Genomic DNA, 14,950 nt, shown 5'->3' with positions numbered 1-14,950 from the left:
GGGCGGCATCCGTTTTCTTGTCGTACCCGACGTACGAACCAACTCCTACAGTGAGGTAGCCCCGGCATGGTGAGCTTCATCCTGAGACGAATTCTCGTTTCCATACTCATCCTGATCGCCGCATCGTTTCTGATGTACGTCATGGTGGGCTACTCGGCCGATCCGCTTCAGGACCTCACGAGCAGTAATTCGCCCAATAAGCAGCAACTCATCAATGCCCGCGTCTCGCTCCTCGACCTTGACGTTCCGCCGCCCCTGCGCTGGGTGCTCTGGCTCGGGGGCGTGGCCAAGTGTGCCATTCCCTTCGCCAACGCCTGCGACCTCGGCTCGACCGTCTCCAAGGCGCAGGTCGTCGATATTCTGCCCAACGCCCTGGCCGCAACGGTGCAGCTCGTGACGTTCGCGCTCGTGCTGGCCATTCTGCTCGGCGTCACGATCGGCATCATCACCGCCCTCCGCCAATACAGCGGCCTTGACAATACGGTCACCTTCGTCAGCTTCTTTCTGTACTCGCTACCCGCCTTTCTGGTGGCCGTGCTCCTAAAAGAATTCGTCGCCATCGGCTTCAATGACTTTCTGCGCGACCCGGTGATCGGTAGCGTCGCGCTCGTGGTCATCGGCCTCGTCATCGGCGCCATCTGGCAGTCGCTCCTCGGCGGTGACGGGCGGCGTCGCCTCGTGGTGTTCCTCGTGTCAGGTCTGGCGACCAGCGGTGTTCTGCTGCTGATGAGTGCGACCGGGTGGTTCATGCACCCCGGGCTCGGAGCGATCCCGATCATTGTGCTGGTCGCCGCGATCGCCCTCGGCTCGGCCACTCTGCTGGCCGGGCTGCGCAACCGTCGGGCCCTCATCACGGCGGGGATCAACGCCGCGATCGCCATTGTGGCGTACTTCACCCTGCAGCCCCTGTTCGACATCTCAAGCGCCGGCACGCTGTTCATCCTCGCGCTCGCCACCGCTGCCGTGGGCCTGGTCAGTGGTTTCCTCGCCGGCGGCTACGACCGCGGCCAGAACATGCGCGTCGGCCTCATCACGGCCCTGCTCTCGGGCGCCGTCGTGCTACTGGACCGGTTCATGCAGTCCTGGGGCGATCTGCTCACCGCCACCAACGGACGCCCGATCGCGACGGTGGGCTCGAAGACCCCGGGGTTGAGCGGCGATGTCTGGCTGGGCGGGCTTGACGCCTTCGCCCACCTCACCCTGCCGACCATCGCGCTGCTGCTGATCTCCTTCGCCGGGTACACCCGGTATTCCCGCGCCGGCATGCTCGAGGTGCTCAGCCTCGATTACATTCGCACCGCCCGCGCCAAGGGGCTGCCCGAGCGCACCGTGATCGTGCGCCACGCCTTTCGCAACATGCTCATTCCGCTCACCACCCTGGTGGCCTTCGACGTCGGCGCCCTGCTCGGTGGCGCGATCATCACCGAGAAGGTCTTCGCCATCCCCGGGATGGGCAGCCTGTTCAATGCGGGACTCCAGCGCGGTGACCTCAACCCGGTGATGGGCTATTTCCTGATCGTGGCCGCCATGGCGATCACCTTCAATTTTCTGGCCGACATGGCCTATGCCGGGCTCGACCCCAGAGTGAGGATCCGCTAGATGTCCACACCAATTGGCTTGGGGCCGACCCCGCCCGAGATCCCCGCCGACGAACTCGCCGTCGCGAGCGCGATCCCTGAAAGTCAGGGACGCCTGATCTGGCGTCGCTTCGTCGGCAACAAGGTGGCCGTCGCCTCCGTCATCATCCTCCTGCTCATCATCCTGTTTTCCTTCTCCGCCATCGGCATCAGCCCGATCCCCGGCTGGTGGCAGTACGGGTACAAGGCGCTCAACCCGCAGGTGAACGGCGGCAACCCCACCCTCTCGCTGGTGCCACAGTTTCTCGGCGGCAACGGTATCTCGCTGGGCGAGCATCCGTTCGGCCAGGACCGCATCGGCAAGGACTACTTCGCCATGACCATGCGCGGCATTCAGAACTCCGCGCTGGTCATGGTGGTTCTCGGCCTCATCGCGACCGTCGTGGGCGTGGTGGTCGGGGCCATCGCCGGCTACTACCGCGGCACCGTCGACGCCATTCTCATGCGGGTCACCGACGTCTTCATCGTGATTCCCGCCCTCGTGATCGGCTCCGTCGTGGGCCACTGGTTCGGCGCTCTCGGCGCCCCGGTACTGGCGATCATGCTCGGCTTCTTCTCCTGGATGGGCATCGCCCGCCTGGTGCGCGGCGAATTCCTGTCGCTGCGGGAACGCGAGTTCGTCGAGGCCGCCCGGGTCGCCGGGGCGAGCGACATGCGCATCATCTTCAAGCACATCCTGCCCAACGCCATGGGTGTCGTCATCGTGTCGGCGACGCTCATCATGGCCTCGGCCATTCTGCTCGAGACGGCGCTGAGTTATCTCGGCTACGGCATTCGCTCTCCCGATGTGTCGCTGGGTCTGCTGATCAGCTCGAATCAGTCGGCGTTCCAGACCCGGCCGTGGCTGTTCTGGTGGCCCGGCGCGTTCATCGTGTCGCTCGCGCTGCTGGTGAACTTCGTCGGCGACGGCCTGCGCGACGCCTTCGACCCGCGTCACCGCCGGTTCAAGCTCAGCAAAATGCGCGAAACCCGGCCCGAACCGGAGCTGGAGGCGCAGCCGTGACCCCGCTAGGCCAGCAGGCATTAGGCCAGCAGAATTGCGACAACGGATGCCACGGAGCCCGCCGCCAGCACGCCAGCCCGACCCCAGGCCCACACGACCACAACGAGCGTCTGCGCGGCGAGCCCGCCGTCGATCAGACCGCTTCGCTGCAGGGCGTCCCAGCGTGCGCGCACCAGTTGCGCCGCCTCGCCGGACTCACTCCCCGGCAGGTCGCCGGGGCGTGGGGAGCCGCTGACGTAGGGCACCGGGTCTGTGCTCTTGCGGCGCCCGGAGCTGGTCAGGCTGCGGCCGGGGGCCGGAGCGCAATACACCGCGAACTTGCGCCCCGGCGTGTAGAGCGTGAGCGCGAACTTGGTGTCGACGTGCACGAGCGCCGCCCACGGCACCACGATGGTGCGCAGCGGATTGCGAATGGTCACGGCCGTGTCGCTGACGCGCAGGTCGGGGCGCCACAGTACCTCCCAGACGAACAGAACCACGAACAGAGCCGGAACGACCAGCCACCGGTTCGACAAAGTCGGGAGCAGAAACACGCTCACCGCGCTGGCGGCGGCAACGCCCGCGAACACGGCGGCGATGATGCGGTTGAACCGCGAAAAGAAGAGATTCGGGTCGGCAGCGACGGGCATGCAGCCATGCTGCCAGAAATTGAACTCACCCACAGCGAAAGCAGGACTTCATGACCGACCAGGTGACGACCACATTCTCCGGCCCCGTACTGCAGGTCACCGACCTCACCGTGCACTTCGGCGTCGATAACGTCTGGGTACCGGCCGCCCTCAAACTGAACTATTCGATCGAGCGGGGCAAGGTGCTCGCCATCGTCGGCGAGTCCGGCTCTGGCAAGAGCGCGAGCTCCATGGCCATCCTCGATCTGCTCCCCGACAACAGCCGCATTTCCGGCAGCGTCAAGCTCACCGGCCGGGAACTCATGGGCCTGAAGCCGGCGCAGATGCACAAGGTGCGCGGCGGCCAGATCGCCATGATCTTCCAGGAACCGATGACGGCACTCAACCCGGTCTACACGATCGGGTTCCAGATCATCGAGACCCTGCGCGCCCACTTCGGTATGTCACCCTCGCAGGCCAAGACGCGCGCCCTCGAACTGCTCGACATGGTCGAGCTGCCCGATCCGCTCAAGGCCTTCAACTCCTACCCGCACCAGCTGAGCGGCGGCCAACGCCAGCGCGCCATGATCGCGCAATCCATCTCCTGCGACCCGCAGCTGCTCATCGCCGACGAACCAACCACCGCCCTCGACGTGACGGTGCAGGCCGAGATCCTCGACCTGCTGCGGAGCCTGCGCGACCGACTCGACAGCGCCATCCTCTTGATCACCCACGATATGGGCGTGGTCGCCGACCTCGCCGATGACATCGCCGTCATGCGCCGCGGTGTCATCGTGGAGCGCGGCACGGTCGACCAGATCTTCAACGAACCCACTCACCCCTACACGATCGCCCTGCTGCAGGCGGTTCCGCACCTCGGCCAGCGTGGTGTCGAAGCGATCGATATGACCGCGGCGCTCGCCATCGGCACCGACATCGTGGTGGACGCCGTGCTCGCCGCCCGTATCGAGGTCAACGAGCGACTCGCCAATGAAGCGGCTTCAGCCGCCCGCAACGACAGCCGCGAAGTGGTCGTCAAATTCGACGATGTGGTCATCGAGTACCCCAAACACGGTCGCGTCGCGGCGTTCCGTGCCGTCGACAAGGTCAACCTCTACGTACGGCAGGGCGAGGTACTCGGGCTCGTGGGGGAGTCCGGCTCCGGCAAGACCACCCTCGGACGCGCCGCCATCGCACTGCTGCCGATCACCGAGGGCTCATTACACGTGGCCGGCCAGGACATCTCCAAGGCCAGCCGGGAGGAGATCCACCGGCTGCACAAGAGCGTCGGCATCGTCTTCCAAGACCCGTCCTCCTCGCTCAACCCACGGATGCCCATCGGCGACAGCATCGGGGAACCCCTCAAGCTCGCGAAGGGGCTGAAGGGGGCCGGACTCAGCGCCGAAGTGGAACGGTTGCTCGACAGCGTCGAGCTGCCACGCGCCTACCGCAGCCGCTTTCCGCACGAACTGTCCGGCGGGCAGAAACAGCGCGTCGGGATCGCCCGCGCTCTCTCGCTCGAACCGAAGGTGCTCATCGCCGACGAGCCCACCAGTGCGCTCGACGTCTCGGTGCAGGCCCGAGTTCTGGAGCTGATTCAGTCGCTGCAGAAGCAGATGAACTTCGCCTGCCTGTTCATCACCCACGACCTCGCCGTCATCGATGTGCTCGCCGACCGCATCGCGGTCATGCACCACGGTCGCATCGTGGAAACCGGCACGCGGGATGAGATTCTTCGCTATCCGAAAGACCCCTATACCCAGCGTCTGCTGGCCGCCGTGCCGATCCCGGATCCCACCGAACAGCGTGCCCGCCGCGAGCTGCGCCGCGAATTGTTGGCCGCCGGTATCGACGACTAGGCGAATTACCGAGCCATCCCAGATTCTGCGACAGATTCCCGTCTTGTTGCAGAGCCTGCAACATAGCGCGTGCCGCTCGTCGATGTCGACGACCTGCGCGCTAAACGTGCGCCCATCTTAGCTGAGCACGTCTAATTTTGGGCTGCACTTTTGAGCAATATGCAGCTAATTAACCCCTGTATTGAGCAATACTCATGCTATTTGGGCAATTGCGTTACCAGTGTGTAACGTTTCGCCACTTTACCGTCGGGCGTCCTTCCCCCGACCTAGGGTCGAATCACCACCATGGCGGCGGCGTGACAAGAAATTACGCCGTCGCCATTTGCACACGATCGCACAGGAGGAACAATGAGATTCAGACGTATCGGGGCAGTAATTGCCGCGGTTGGCGCCGCAACGCTCGTCTTATCCGGCTGCTCGGCCCCCACGGCCGAGTCCGGGCTCGATGAGGGAACGAGTGTCGACGTCGCGTGGAACCAGCCGTTCTTCTCGTACAACGGCTTGACGTCGTTCGGCAACGCCACAGCGAACAACAACATCACGTACATGACGAACGACTGGTTCAACTACTACGACAACACGCCGGAGTTGAAGCAGAACGAGTCGTACGGCAGCTACGAGCTGGTGTCGGAAGACCCGCTCACTGTCAAGTACACCCTCGCTGACGACGTCAAGTGGTCAGACGGCACCGCAGTGGATGCGTCCGACCTTCTCCTGAGCTGGGCGGCCAACTCGCGTGCGCTCGACACCCCCGACTTCAACTCGAACGATTTCGTCGACCCGGAAACCGGTGAATTCACCGACGCGTTCCCGGACGACGTCGTCTACTTCGACTCCGGAGCCCAGGCCGACTCCGGCCTCGGGCTCGTGCACGACGTGCCCGAGATCAGCGACGACAACCGCTCGATGACCATGGTCTACTCGGCGCCCTACGTCGACTGGGAACTCGCCCTCTACGCTCCGCTTCCGGCGCACGTGGTCGCGAAGAACGCCCTCGGCCTCGACGACAATGAGGAAGCCAAGACCGCTCTCGTCACCGCGATCCAGGACAACGACAGCGCGTCACTCGCCAAGATTTCCTCCTTCTGGAACTCCGGCTTCAACTTCACCTCCCTGCCGGATGACCCCGAGCTGTACGTGGGGACCGGCCCGTACACGATCTCCGCTTTCGTGGCCGATCAGTACATCACGTTGAAGGCCAACCCGGAATATACCGGCGAGAACAAGCCGTCGATCGAAGAGGTCACCGTGCGCTTCATCACGGACCCGCTCGCCTCCGTGCAGGCTCTCGAAAACGGTGACGTCGATGTCATCTCTCCCCAGTCCACGTCTGACCTCGTCACCGCGCTCGACGCGCTCGACAAGGTCACCGTGCTCAAGGGTGAAGAAGGGACCTACGAGCACATCGACCTGCAGTTCGACCAGGGCAAGAGCGGCGTCTTCAACGACCCGCTGGTGCGCGAGGCGTTCATGAAGGTCGTTCCCCGTCAGGAGATTCTCGACAAGCTGATCAAGCCCATCGTCGGCGACGCCGCTGCACTTCGCGGTTCGCAGATGATGGTTCCCGGTGCCGAAGGCTACGACGATTCCGTCGCCGGCAACAGCTCAGCCGACTACGCCGAGGTCGATGTCGAGGGTGCCAAGGCACTCATCGCCCAGTCCGGAGCAACCAACCTCGACGTGACGGTGCTCTACGCATCCACCAACCCGCGTCGTGTCAACGAATTCGCGCTGATCCAGGCCAGTGCAGCGCTTGCCGGCTTCAACGTGCTCGACGGCGGCAGCGCCGAGTGGGGCGGAATTCTCGGCACCCCCGGTGCCTACGATGCTTCCCTGTTCGGCTGGCAGTCGACCAGCCTCGGTGTGACGAGCTCCGGACCCACCTTCGAAACGGGTGGCATCAACAACCTGAACTTCTTCTCCAACCCCGACGTTGATGCTGCGATCAAGAAACTGAACGTTGAGTTCGACCCGGCGAAGCAGATCGAGCTGCAGCAGGAGATCGACAAGATCCTGTGGGAGAACTTCTACGGTGTGACCATCTTCCAGTTCCCCGGAGTGACGGCATTCAATGACAGCGTCACGGGCATCGACCCGTCGATTCTGGCGCCGACTATCTTCTGGAACATCTGGGATTGGAAGCTCGCCTAACCACGAGAACTTCTCGTTGGATTGACGTGCTTTTGAGGCGCTGGGACCACTCGGTCCCAGCGCCTTCCACCCGACTATAGGCAGGTAGCCACCGCTCATGGCTTCATTTGTATTCCGGCGCCTCATTGCCGCCGTCATCGTTCTTCTCGCAGCCACCTTTTTGATGTACATGTTGGTCGCCCTCTCCGGCGACCCGCTCAAGGAACTCCGCGAGAGCAGCGCACCCAACAAGCTCGAACTGATGGCGTCGTTGAGCCAGAGGCTCAACCTCGACGTCCCCCCCTTCTTTCGCTACTTCTTGTGGCTCGGCGGCGTTGGTCAATGTTTTGTCGGCGCCTGTGATTTCGGCGTCAACGTTCAAGGCCTTCCCGTCGTAGTCCTGCTTCAGCAGGCCATGGGATCAACACTGCAGTTGGTCACCGGCGCCCAGATCATCGCCATCATCGTCGGTCTGATCGTTGGTATCACCACGGCGCTCCGGCAATACAGCGGCTACGACTACACCATCACCTTTGCGTCGTTCCTGTTCTTCTCCCTGCCCATCTTTTGGGTGGCAGTGCTGCTCAAGCAGTACATTGCGATCGGGTTCAATAACTGGTTGGCCGATCCCCTCATCGGAATACCGGTCATGATCGGCATGTCGATCGTGTCGGGACTGCTCTGGATGTCGCTCCTCGGCGGTGCCGCCAGGCGCCGCTGGATCACCCTCGGGGTAGCGACCGCCTCGACCCTGGCATTGCTGGCCTACTTCGAGATGTCCGACTGGTTCACCACGCCGAGCGTGGGCATCGTCGGTGTTTCAGTTACCGCCATCGCCGCAGCCCTCGGCGTCACGGCCGTCTCGGTCGGCCTCAAAGACAAGAACGCCCTGCGTGGCGCTCTCACCACCGCCGCCCTGGGAATCGCCCTGTACTACCCGATGACCTATTTCGTTTTCCGGAGCATGTCGCTTCCGCTGTTCTTCGCCCTCGCTCTCGGCGCGGTCGTTGCCGGCGGTGCCATTGGCTACTTCCTTGGCGGCCGCGATCGCTGGCAGTCCGCGCGCACCTCGGCCATCGTCGCCGTAATCATCGGTGCGGTGATCGCCATCGACGGCCATCTGCTGTATTGGAACGACTACATCAATTCCAGCCGGGTCAACGGCCGGCCGGTGGCGACCATCGGCTCCGTCACGCCGAACCTCGGCGGAAATTTCTGGATTCAGGGCATCGACACCTTCACCCACCTGCTGTTGCCGACCATCGCGATCATTCTGATCTCCTTCGCCAGCCTTACCCGCTACACGCGGGCGAGCATGCTCGAGGTGATGAACCAGGACTATATCCGCACGGCCAGGTCCAAGGGACTCACCCAGCGCACCGTCGTGGTGCGCCACGCCCTGCGCAACGCCCTCATTCCGATCGCGACGGTGATCGCACTTGATATCGGAGCACTCATCGGCGGAGCGGTGATCACCGAGTCCGTGTTCGGATGGAGCGGCATGGGCCGACTGTTCCAAAACGGTATCGACCACGTTGATCCGAACCCGGTGATGGCGTTCTTCGTCGTGACCGGTCTCCTCGCCGTGATCTTCAACCTGCTCGCCGACCTGCTGTATGCGTCCCTCGACCCGAGAATCAGGGTGTCCTAATGACCGATTCCACGCCCTCCCTGCACGTGCAGCCAGGCCCGCCCGACGAGACCTCGATTGAGCAACGCGAAACGGTCGGGCTCAGCCAGGGCCAGATCGTTCGCAAACGCTTCTTTCACCACAAGGGTGCAGTTGTCTCGATCTTCGTTCTCGCCTTTGTGATCGTGCTCGCGTTCAGCTCGGTCGGCCTCCACGTCTGGGGTCTGAACACGGCCGGCTGGTGGCCCTGGCACTGGAACGCCACGCCGCCGCTGGTCAACCGCGGATTTCCGACCCTGAACCTGATCCCGGGTCCCGGTTTCGGCATCGGGCCGCACCCCTTCGGCCAGGACGAGATCGGCAAGGATATCTTTGCCCTCGTCATGCGCGGCACGCAGCAATCCATCATGATCATGGTGCTGGTCGGACTGGTGGGAACCGGAATGGGCGTTCTCGTCGGCTCCCTGGCCGGCTTCTACCGCGGAATCGGCGATGCCCTCCTCATGCGCTTCACCGACGTGATCATCACCATCCCGTTCATCGTGGTGGGTGCGGTGATCGGCCGCTCGGTCGGAGCTGCCGGTCTCGGAGCTGCCATTCTGGGCCTTGCCCTGGGCCTCTTCGCCTGGACCGGGCTGGCCCGGCTGGTGCGTGGGGAATTCCTGTCCCTGCGCGAACGCGAGTTCATCGACGCAGCCAGGGTCTCCGGGGCGAGTGACGCCCGCATCATCTTCAAGCACATCCTGCCCAACGCGGTCGGTGTGATCATCGTGAGCGCCACCCTGCTCATGGCCGGAGCCATCCTCGCTGAAACCGCGCTGAGCTTTCTGGGCTACGGCGTGCGCAATCCCGACACGTCGCTCGGCCTGATCGTGGCCCAGAACGTGGCCGCGTTCGCGACCCGCCCCTGGCTGTTCTGGTGGCCGGGTGTGTTCATCATCGTCATCGCCCTCACCGTGAACTTCATCGGTGACGGTCTGCGCGACGCCTTCGACCCGCGTCAGAAGAAGATGCCGTCCGCGAAGGCGCTGCTGAAAGCGGATGCCCGTCGGGCGCGCGCCGCGCGCGCCTCCAGCACGGTCTAGCGCTCATGTTTCGGGTTCTACAGAACGATGCCGATCACCGAGGCGGCGAGCAGTCCGGCGAGTACCGCGATAGTGACCCGGTGGGTGGTCACGCGGAGGGCATCCGGATCGATGGCGGTTCCATCCAGGTGTCCGGCGTCCCGCAGCTGTTCCCATCGTTGCCGCAACACAAACGCGACCTGCCCGGATGCGGTCGTCACCGAGTCTCCCGGCCGAACACTTCGGCCGGCCCCATAGGCGGAATCGCCGAGGTTCTTCACATCGGAGCGCTCGATCGCGATCGCACCGCGGATGCCGGGGCTCGGCGCCGCCCAGACCGGAATTCGCCGCTCGGCGGTGAACAGGGTCAGGGTGTAGCGGGTGTCGATTCGCTGCACGTGCGGCCACGGCACGAAAAATGTGCGGAACACGTTGACGACCGTGATGCCGTGTTGCTCAATCACAATGTGCGGCTGCCAGAACAAAGCTCCGGCTGCTGCGGCGAAGAACAGCAGCAGCGGCACGGTGCGTACCAGATTCTCCAGGTCGTTCGCCAACACCAGGCCGATGCACCCCGCCAGGCACAGCACGGCAACAACGCCGGCCAGAACGCGGCCAAAAACAGGACGAAATGTGAAGATCGACATAGGTCCATTTTCACAGACGACGCGCTCGACACAGACAGGACCCCCCTTTCATGAGTAACGAAGCAACCATTTCGACCGGCGACGGCTCTACTTCTCGGCCCGTCACCGAGGCCGTACTCGAGGTCGCCGACCTCAATGTGGATTTCTGGGTCGAGGGGGAGCTCTACCCGGCGGCCATCAACATGAACTACCAGGTGCGCCGCGGCGAGGTGCTCGCCATCGTGGGGGAGTCGGGCTCGGGCAAGAGCACCGGGACCATGGCGCTGCTCGGACTCCTGCCGCAAAACGCACGCACGACCGGGTCGATCAAACTCCTCGGTAAAGAGATCTGCGGCATCCCCGAGTCGGAAATTCGCAAGGTGCGCGGCAACGACGTCGCAACCATCTTTCAGGAGCCGATGACGGCCCTCAACCCGGTCTACACGGTGGGCTTCCAGATTGTAGAAGCCCTGCGCTCGCACTTCGACCTCTCTCCGCACGAGGCCAAAGCTCGCGCCATCGAACTGCTGACGCTCGTCGAAATGCCCAACCCCACACTGTCGTTCGACAAGTATCCGCACCAGCTGTCCGGCGGACAACGGCAGCGGGCCATGATCGCCCAGTCGATTTCGTGTGACCCGGTCTTACTAGTTGCCGACGAGCCGACGACCGCGCTCGACGTCACCGTGCAGGCCGAAATTCTCGACCTGCTGCGCAATCTGCACACGCGGCTCGACAGCGCCATCATCCTTATCACCCACGACATGGGCGTTGTTGCCGATCTGGCCGACTGGGTCATGGTCATGAAGAACGGGCTCACGGTCGAGGCCGGGCCCATCGACGACATCTTCAATCGTCCCCAGCATCCGTACACGCAGCAATTGCTCGCCGCGGTGCCGCACCTCGGTCGCGGCATAGAAACGGTCGCCCGGGAACAGGTGGCTCACCCGGTCGGGGTCAAACCGGTCCTCGATTTTCAGAATGTCTCCATCGACTATCCAAAGCGTGGGCGTATTCCCGCGTTCCGGGCCGCCGATTCCATCGACTTTCAAATTTTCCCCGGGGAGATCGTCGGCCTGGTCGGCGAGTCTGGTTCGGGCAAGACAACGCTCGGACGCGCCGCCGTCGGACTGCTCCCAATCGCCGACGGCACGCTCATCTCCTGCGGGATCGACATCTCGCACGCGAAAATGCGCGACCTGCGACCCCTGCGCCGCAAGGCGGGCATCGTCTTTCAGGACCCGGCGTCATCGCTGAACCCGCGGATGCCGATTGGAGAATCGATCGGGGAACCCCTCTATCTGTCCGGCGAGGCGCGTGGCGCCGACCTCGACAAGCGTGTTCAAACGCTCCTGGAACAGGTGGAACTCCCGACGAGCTACCGCAACCGCTTTCCGCACGAGTTGTCCGGGGGGCAGAAACAGCGGGTCGGCATTGCGCGCGCGCTCGCCCTGCATCCGGACCTGTTGGTTGCCGACGAACCGACCAGTGCGCTGGACGTCTCGGTGCAGGCTCGTTTTCTCGATCTGTTGCACGAGCTTCAGGAACGGCTCGGCTTCGCCTGCCTGTTCATCAGTCACGACCTCGCGGTGGTCGACGCGCTCGCCCACCGGATTGCGGTGATGCACACCGGCAAGCTGGTGGAGCAGGGCACGAGCGATGAAATCCTGCGTGCGCCGAAGGATCCGTACACGCAGCGACTGATCAGCGCGGTTCCGGTGCCGGACCCGGTGGAACAGCGCATCCGCCGGGAGGCTCGTCAGGCCGCCAAGGGGTAAGAGGAACGGGACGCGCGCCCCTCCCACCGATCCGGTGGCGTGGATACGGTAGGATAGTACTTTGGGTCACATTATGACCCCTGGTATCCATTCTTCGTCGCGCGCGAGACTCTGCGGCACTCATTCTTCGTAAGGATCTATTTTTATGGCGATTGCTACACGCAATAACCTCCGAAATGTTGCAATCGTTGCTCACGTTGACCACGGTAAGACGACGCTGGTTGACGCGATGCTCAAGCAGACCGACTCCTTCGCTGACCACTCTCACGTTGAAGAGCGCGCGATGGACTCGAACGAACTCGAGCGCGAAAAAGGCATCACGATTCTCGCCAAGAACACGGCGGTTTCGTACAAGGGCATCCACGCCACCGACGGTCCCATCACCATCAACGTGATCGACACCCCGGGCCACGCTGACTTCGGTGGCGAGGTCGAGCGCGGACTGTCCATGGTTGACGGCGTTGTTCTCCTCGTTGACGCATCAGAGGGCCCGCTGCCGCAGACCCGTTTCGTGCTCCGCAAGGCGCTCGAAGCCAAGCTCCCCGTCATCCTGCTGGTCAACAAGACCGACCGTCCCGACGCGCGCATCGACGAGGTTGTGGCCGAGAGCCAGGACCTGCTCATCGGCCTCGCGAGCGACATGGCCGACGACTTTCCCGACCTCGACCTCGACGCCGTGCTCGACGTGCCCGTCGTCTACGCGTCCGGCCGTAACGGTGCCGCCAGCTGGAACAAGCCCGAAGACGGCACGCTGCCCGACAACGACGACCTCGAGCCGCTGTTCGACGCCATCCTCAAGCACATCCCGGCACCGACCTACGATGACACGCACCCGCTCCAGGCGCACGTCACCAACCTCGACGCCTCGCCGTTCCTCGGCCGCCTCGCGCTGCTGCGCATCTTCCAGGGCACCATCAAGAAGGGCCAGACCGTGGCCTGGGTGCAGCAGGACGGCACCGTCAGCAACGTGAAGATCACCGAGCTGCTGATCACCAAGGCGCTGGACCGCTACCCGACCGAGAGCGCCGGCCCCGGCGACATCGTTGCCGTTGCCGGTATCGAGAACATCACCATCGGTGAGACCCTCGCCGACCCCGACGACGTTCGCCCGTTGCCGACCATCACGGTCGACGACCCGGCCATCTCGATGACCATCGGCACCAACACCTCGCCACTCATGGGCAAGGTCAAGGGCCACAAGCTCACCGCCCGCATGGTCAAGGACCGCCTCGACCGTGAGCTGGTCGGTAACGTCTCGCTTAAGGTCGTCGACATCGGACGCCCGGATGCTTGGGAGGTGCAGGGTCGTGGAGAACTGGCCCTCGCCATCCTGGTCGAGCAGATGCGCCGCGAAGGCTTCGAGCTCACCGTCGGCAAGCCGCAGGTAGTTGTGAAGCGCATTGACGGCAAGGTGCACGAGCCGTTCGAGCACCTCACCATTGACGCGCCCGAGGAATACCTCGGCGCCATTACGCAGCTGCTCGCCGCTCGCAAGGGTCGCATGGAGAACATGGCCAACCACGGCACCGGCTGGGTTCGCATGGAATTCATCGTTCCGTCGCGCGGCCTGATCGGCTTCCGCACGCAGTTCCTCACCGACACGCGCGGTACCGGTATCGCCAACGCGATCCTGCACGGCTACGAGCCCTGGGCCGGCACCATCAACACCCGTACGAACGGTTCCATCGTGGCCGACCGAAGCGGCGCGGTCACCCCGTTCGCGATCATCAACCTGCAGGAGCGCATGTCGTTCTTCGTGCAGCCGACCAGCGAGGTGTACGAAGGCATGGTCATCGGCGAGAACTCGCGCGCCGACGACATGGACGTGAACATCACCAAGGAAAAGAAACTGACCAACATGCGTCAGTCCAGCTCCGACACGTTCGAGTCGATGACACCGCCCAAGCAGCTGTCGCTCGAGCAGTGCCTCGAATTCGCCCGTGAAGACGAGTGCGTCGAGGTCACCCCGGCCGCCGTGCGTATTCGCAAGGTAGAGCTGACGGCATCCGCTCGCTCGCGTCAGGTTTCGCGCGTGAAGAAGATGGACGCGAACTAACCCTTCGCACCACGATGCCCTCTCGGTTCGCCGAGGGGGCATTGTTGCGTGCGGAGGCCGCATTAGAATTCAGACGAACTTGAAGGACTTGATATGACTATTTCCTCCCGTAGCCGCCGCCTCGTGCTTGCGCTCATGATCGCCGCCACCCTGCCCGCGCTGGCGGCCTGTTCGATCGGCGACACCGTGCAGCAGACCGTGAACGGGGTCGTGCAGGATGCGACCGGGGGCGACGTCAGCCTCGATGGCTCGCTCCCGAAAGACTGGCCGGCCGAAGTGCCGCTCATCGACGGCGAGGTTCTGTTCGCCACCGGCGGCATCGGCGAGGGCGAGGTCGGTGGTTGGGTCGTCACGATCAAGGCAACGTCGGCCACGCCGATCGAGGATGCCCGGGCGCAGCTTCTCGCTGCCGGGTTCAGCGTGGCTGTAGGTGTTCCGGGTGCCGACTCCGAAGTGGTGACCGTGACGAACGCGACCTACGGCGTCGTAGTCGCGGGGAACGCCGATGGCATTTTGTACACGGTGACGCCGCTGCCTGACGCGCTGAAGTAATCGCGCG

At 63.8% G+C, this 14,950-nt stretch carries 11 protein-coding genes; 9 read left to right on the top strand and 2 right to left on the bottom strand.

Annotated elements, in window-relative coordinates; genetic code table 11:
• Positions 1-66: 66 nt before the first annotated feature.
• Together E3T29_RS14305 and E3T29_RS14300 are read left to right on the top strand one after the other, a co-directional pair.
• Entirely contained in the window at positions 67-1,599 is a 1,533-nt protein-coding gene (locus E3T29_RS14305; RefSeq protein ID WP_134346289.1) for an ABC transporter permease, read from the top strand.
• Complete coding sequence (locus E3T29_RS14300; RefSeq protein ID WP_134346288.1) at positions 1,600-2,640, top strand: ABC transporter permease; 1,041 nt, start codon at positions 1,600-1,602, stop codon at positions 2,638-2,640.
• A gap of 20 nt (positions 2,641-2,660) precedes the next feature.
• Here the strand turns inward: E3T29_RS14300 and E3T29_RS14295 are convergent, their stop codons facing one another.
• Positions 2,661-3,269 carry a PH domain-containing protein gene (locus E3T29_RS14295; protein ID WP_134346287.1) on the bottom strand — a complete coding sequence of 203 codons (609 nt, stop codon included), beginning with the start codon at positions 3,267-3,269 and terminating at the stop codon, positions 2,661-2,663.
• Between the two features lie 50 nt (positions 3,270-3,319).
• On the opposite strand from E3T29_RS14295, the gene E3T29_RS14290 reads away from it, so the two are divergent.
• From E3T29_RS14290 to E3T29_RS14275, 4 genes are all read left to right on the top strand, one after another.
• Positions 3,320-5,107 (top strand): ABC transporter ATP-binding protein, encoded by a 1,788-nt coding sequence (locus E3T29_RS14290; RefSeq protein ID WP_134346286.1) that lies wholly within the window; start codon positions 3,320-3,322, stop codon positions 5,105-5,107.
• A 348-nt stretch (positions 5,108-5,455) separates the two neighbouring features.
• Positions 5,456-7,258, top strand: a complete 1,803-nt coding sequence (locus tag E3T29_RS14285; protein ID WP_134346285.1) for an ABC transporter family substrate-binding protein — start codon at positions 5,456-5,458, stop codon at positions 7,256-7,258.
• A 97-nt stretch (positions 7,259-7,355) separates the two neighbouring features.
• Positions 7,356-8,888, top strand: a complete 1,533-nt coding sequence (locus E3T29_RS14280) for an ABC transporter permease (RefSeq protein WP_134346284.1) — start codon at positions 7,356-7,358, stop codon at positions 8,886-8,888.
• Complete coding sequence (locus E3T29_RS14275; protein WP_134346283.1) at positions 8,888-9,952, top strand: ABC transporter permease; 1,065 nt, start codon at positions 8,888-8,890, stop codon at positions 9,950-9,952. Before E3T29_RS14280 ends, E3T29_RS14275 begins: the two co-directional genes overlap by 1 nt.
• A gap of 17 nt (positions 9,953-9,969) precedes the next feature.
• Here E3T29_RS14275 and E3T29_RS14270 read toward each other — a convergent pair whose 3' ends face one another.
• Positions 9,970-10,578: a PH domain-containing protein gene (locus tag E3T29_RS14270; protein WP_134346282.1), complete on the bottom strand. Its 609-nt coding sequence runs from the start codon at positions 10,576-10,578 to the stop codon at positions 9,970-9,972.
• A 50-nt stretch (positions 10,579-10,628) separates the two neighbouring features.
• Here E3T29_RS14270 and E3T29_RS14265 point away from each other — a divergent pair, with 50 nt between their 5' ends.
• From E3T29_RS14265 to E3T29_RS14255, 3 genes are all read left to right on the top strand, one after another.
• Complete coding sequence (locus tag E3T29_RS14265; protein WP_134346281.1) at positions 10,629-12,335, top strand: ABC transporter ATP-binding protein; 1,707 nt, start codon at positions 10,629-10,631, stop codon at positions 12,333-12,335.
• 145 nt (positions 12,336-12,480) lie between these two features.
• Entirely contained in the window at positions 12,481-14,391 is a 1,911-nt protein-coding gene (typA, locus tag E3T29_RS14260) for a translational GTPase TypA (protein ID WP_134346280.1), read from the top strand.
• Between the two features lie 93 nt (positions 14,392-14,484).
• The gene (locus E3T29_RS14255) at positions 14,485-14,943 is read left to right on the top strand and encodes a hypothetical protein (protein WP_092340746.1); all 459 of its coding nucleotides are present in this window, start codon (positions 14,485-14,487) and stop codon (positions 14,941-14,943) included.
• Positions 14,944-14,950 lie beyond the last annotated feature (7 nt).

This window comes from Cryobacterium sp. TMT1-66-1 (assembly GCF_004403435.1).
GTDB lineage: Bacteria > Actinomycetota > Actinomycetes > Actinomycetales > Microbacteriaceae > Cryobacterium > Cryobacterium flavum.
Note: the sequence above shows the minus strand (reverse complement) of the source record. Positions and strands in the feature narration are given on the sequence as shown.

Coding starts and splice junctions, on each gene's coding strand:
- E3T29_RS14305 (WP_134346289.1), top strand. CDS start 67: ATGGTGAGCTTCATCCTGAGACGAATTCTCGTTTCCATACTCATCCTG.
- E3T29_RS14300 (WP_134346288.1), top strand. CDS start 1,600: ATGTCCACACCAATTGGCTTGGGGCCGACCCCGCCCGAGATCCCCGCC.
- E3T29_RS14295 (WP_134346287.1), bottom strand. CDS start 3,269: ATGCCCGTCGCTGCCGACCCGAATCTCTTCTTTTCGCGGTTCAACCGC.
- E3T29_RS14290 (WP_134346286.1), top strand. CDS start 3,320: ATGACCGACCAGGTGACGACCACATTCTCCGGCCCCGTACTGCAGGTC.
- E3T29_RS14285 (WP_134346285.1), top strand. CDS start 5,456: ATGAGATTCAGACGTATCGGGGCAGTAATTGCCGCGGTTGGCGCCGCA.
- E3T29_RS14280 (WP_134346284.1), top strand. CDS start 7,356: ATGGCTTCATTTGTATTCCGGCGCCTCATTGCCGCCGTCATCGTTCTT.
- E3T29_RS14275 (WP_134346283.1), top strand. CDS start 8,888: ATGACCGATTCCACGCCCTCCCTGCACGTGCAGCCAGGCCCGCCCGAC.
- E3T29_RS14270 (WP_134346282.1), bottom strand. CDS start 10,578: ATGTCGATCTTCACATTTCGTCCTGTTTTTGGCCGCGTTCTGGCCGGC.
- E3T29_RS14265 (WP_134346281.1), top strand. CDS start 10,629: ATGAGTAACGAAGCAACCATTTCGACCGGCGACGGCTCTACTTCTCGG.
- typA (WP_134346280.1), top strand. CDS start 12,481: ATGGCGATTGCTACACGCAATAACCTCCGAAATGTTGCAATCGTTGCT.
- E3T29_RS14255 (WP_092340746.1), top strand. CDS start 14,485: ATGACTATTTCCTCCCGTAGCCGCCGCCTCGTGCTTGCGCTCATGATC.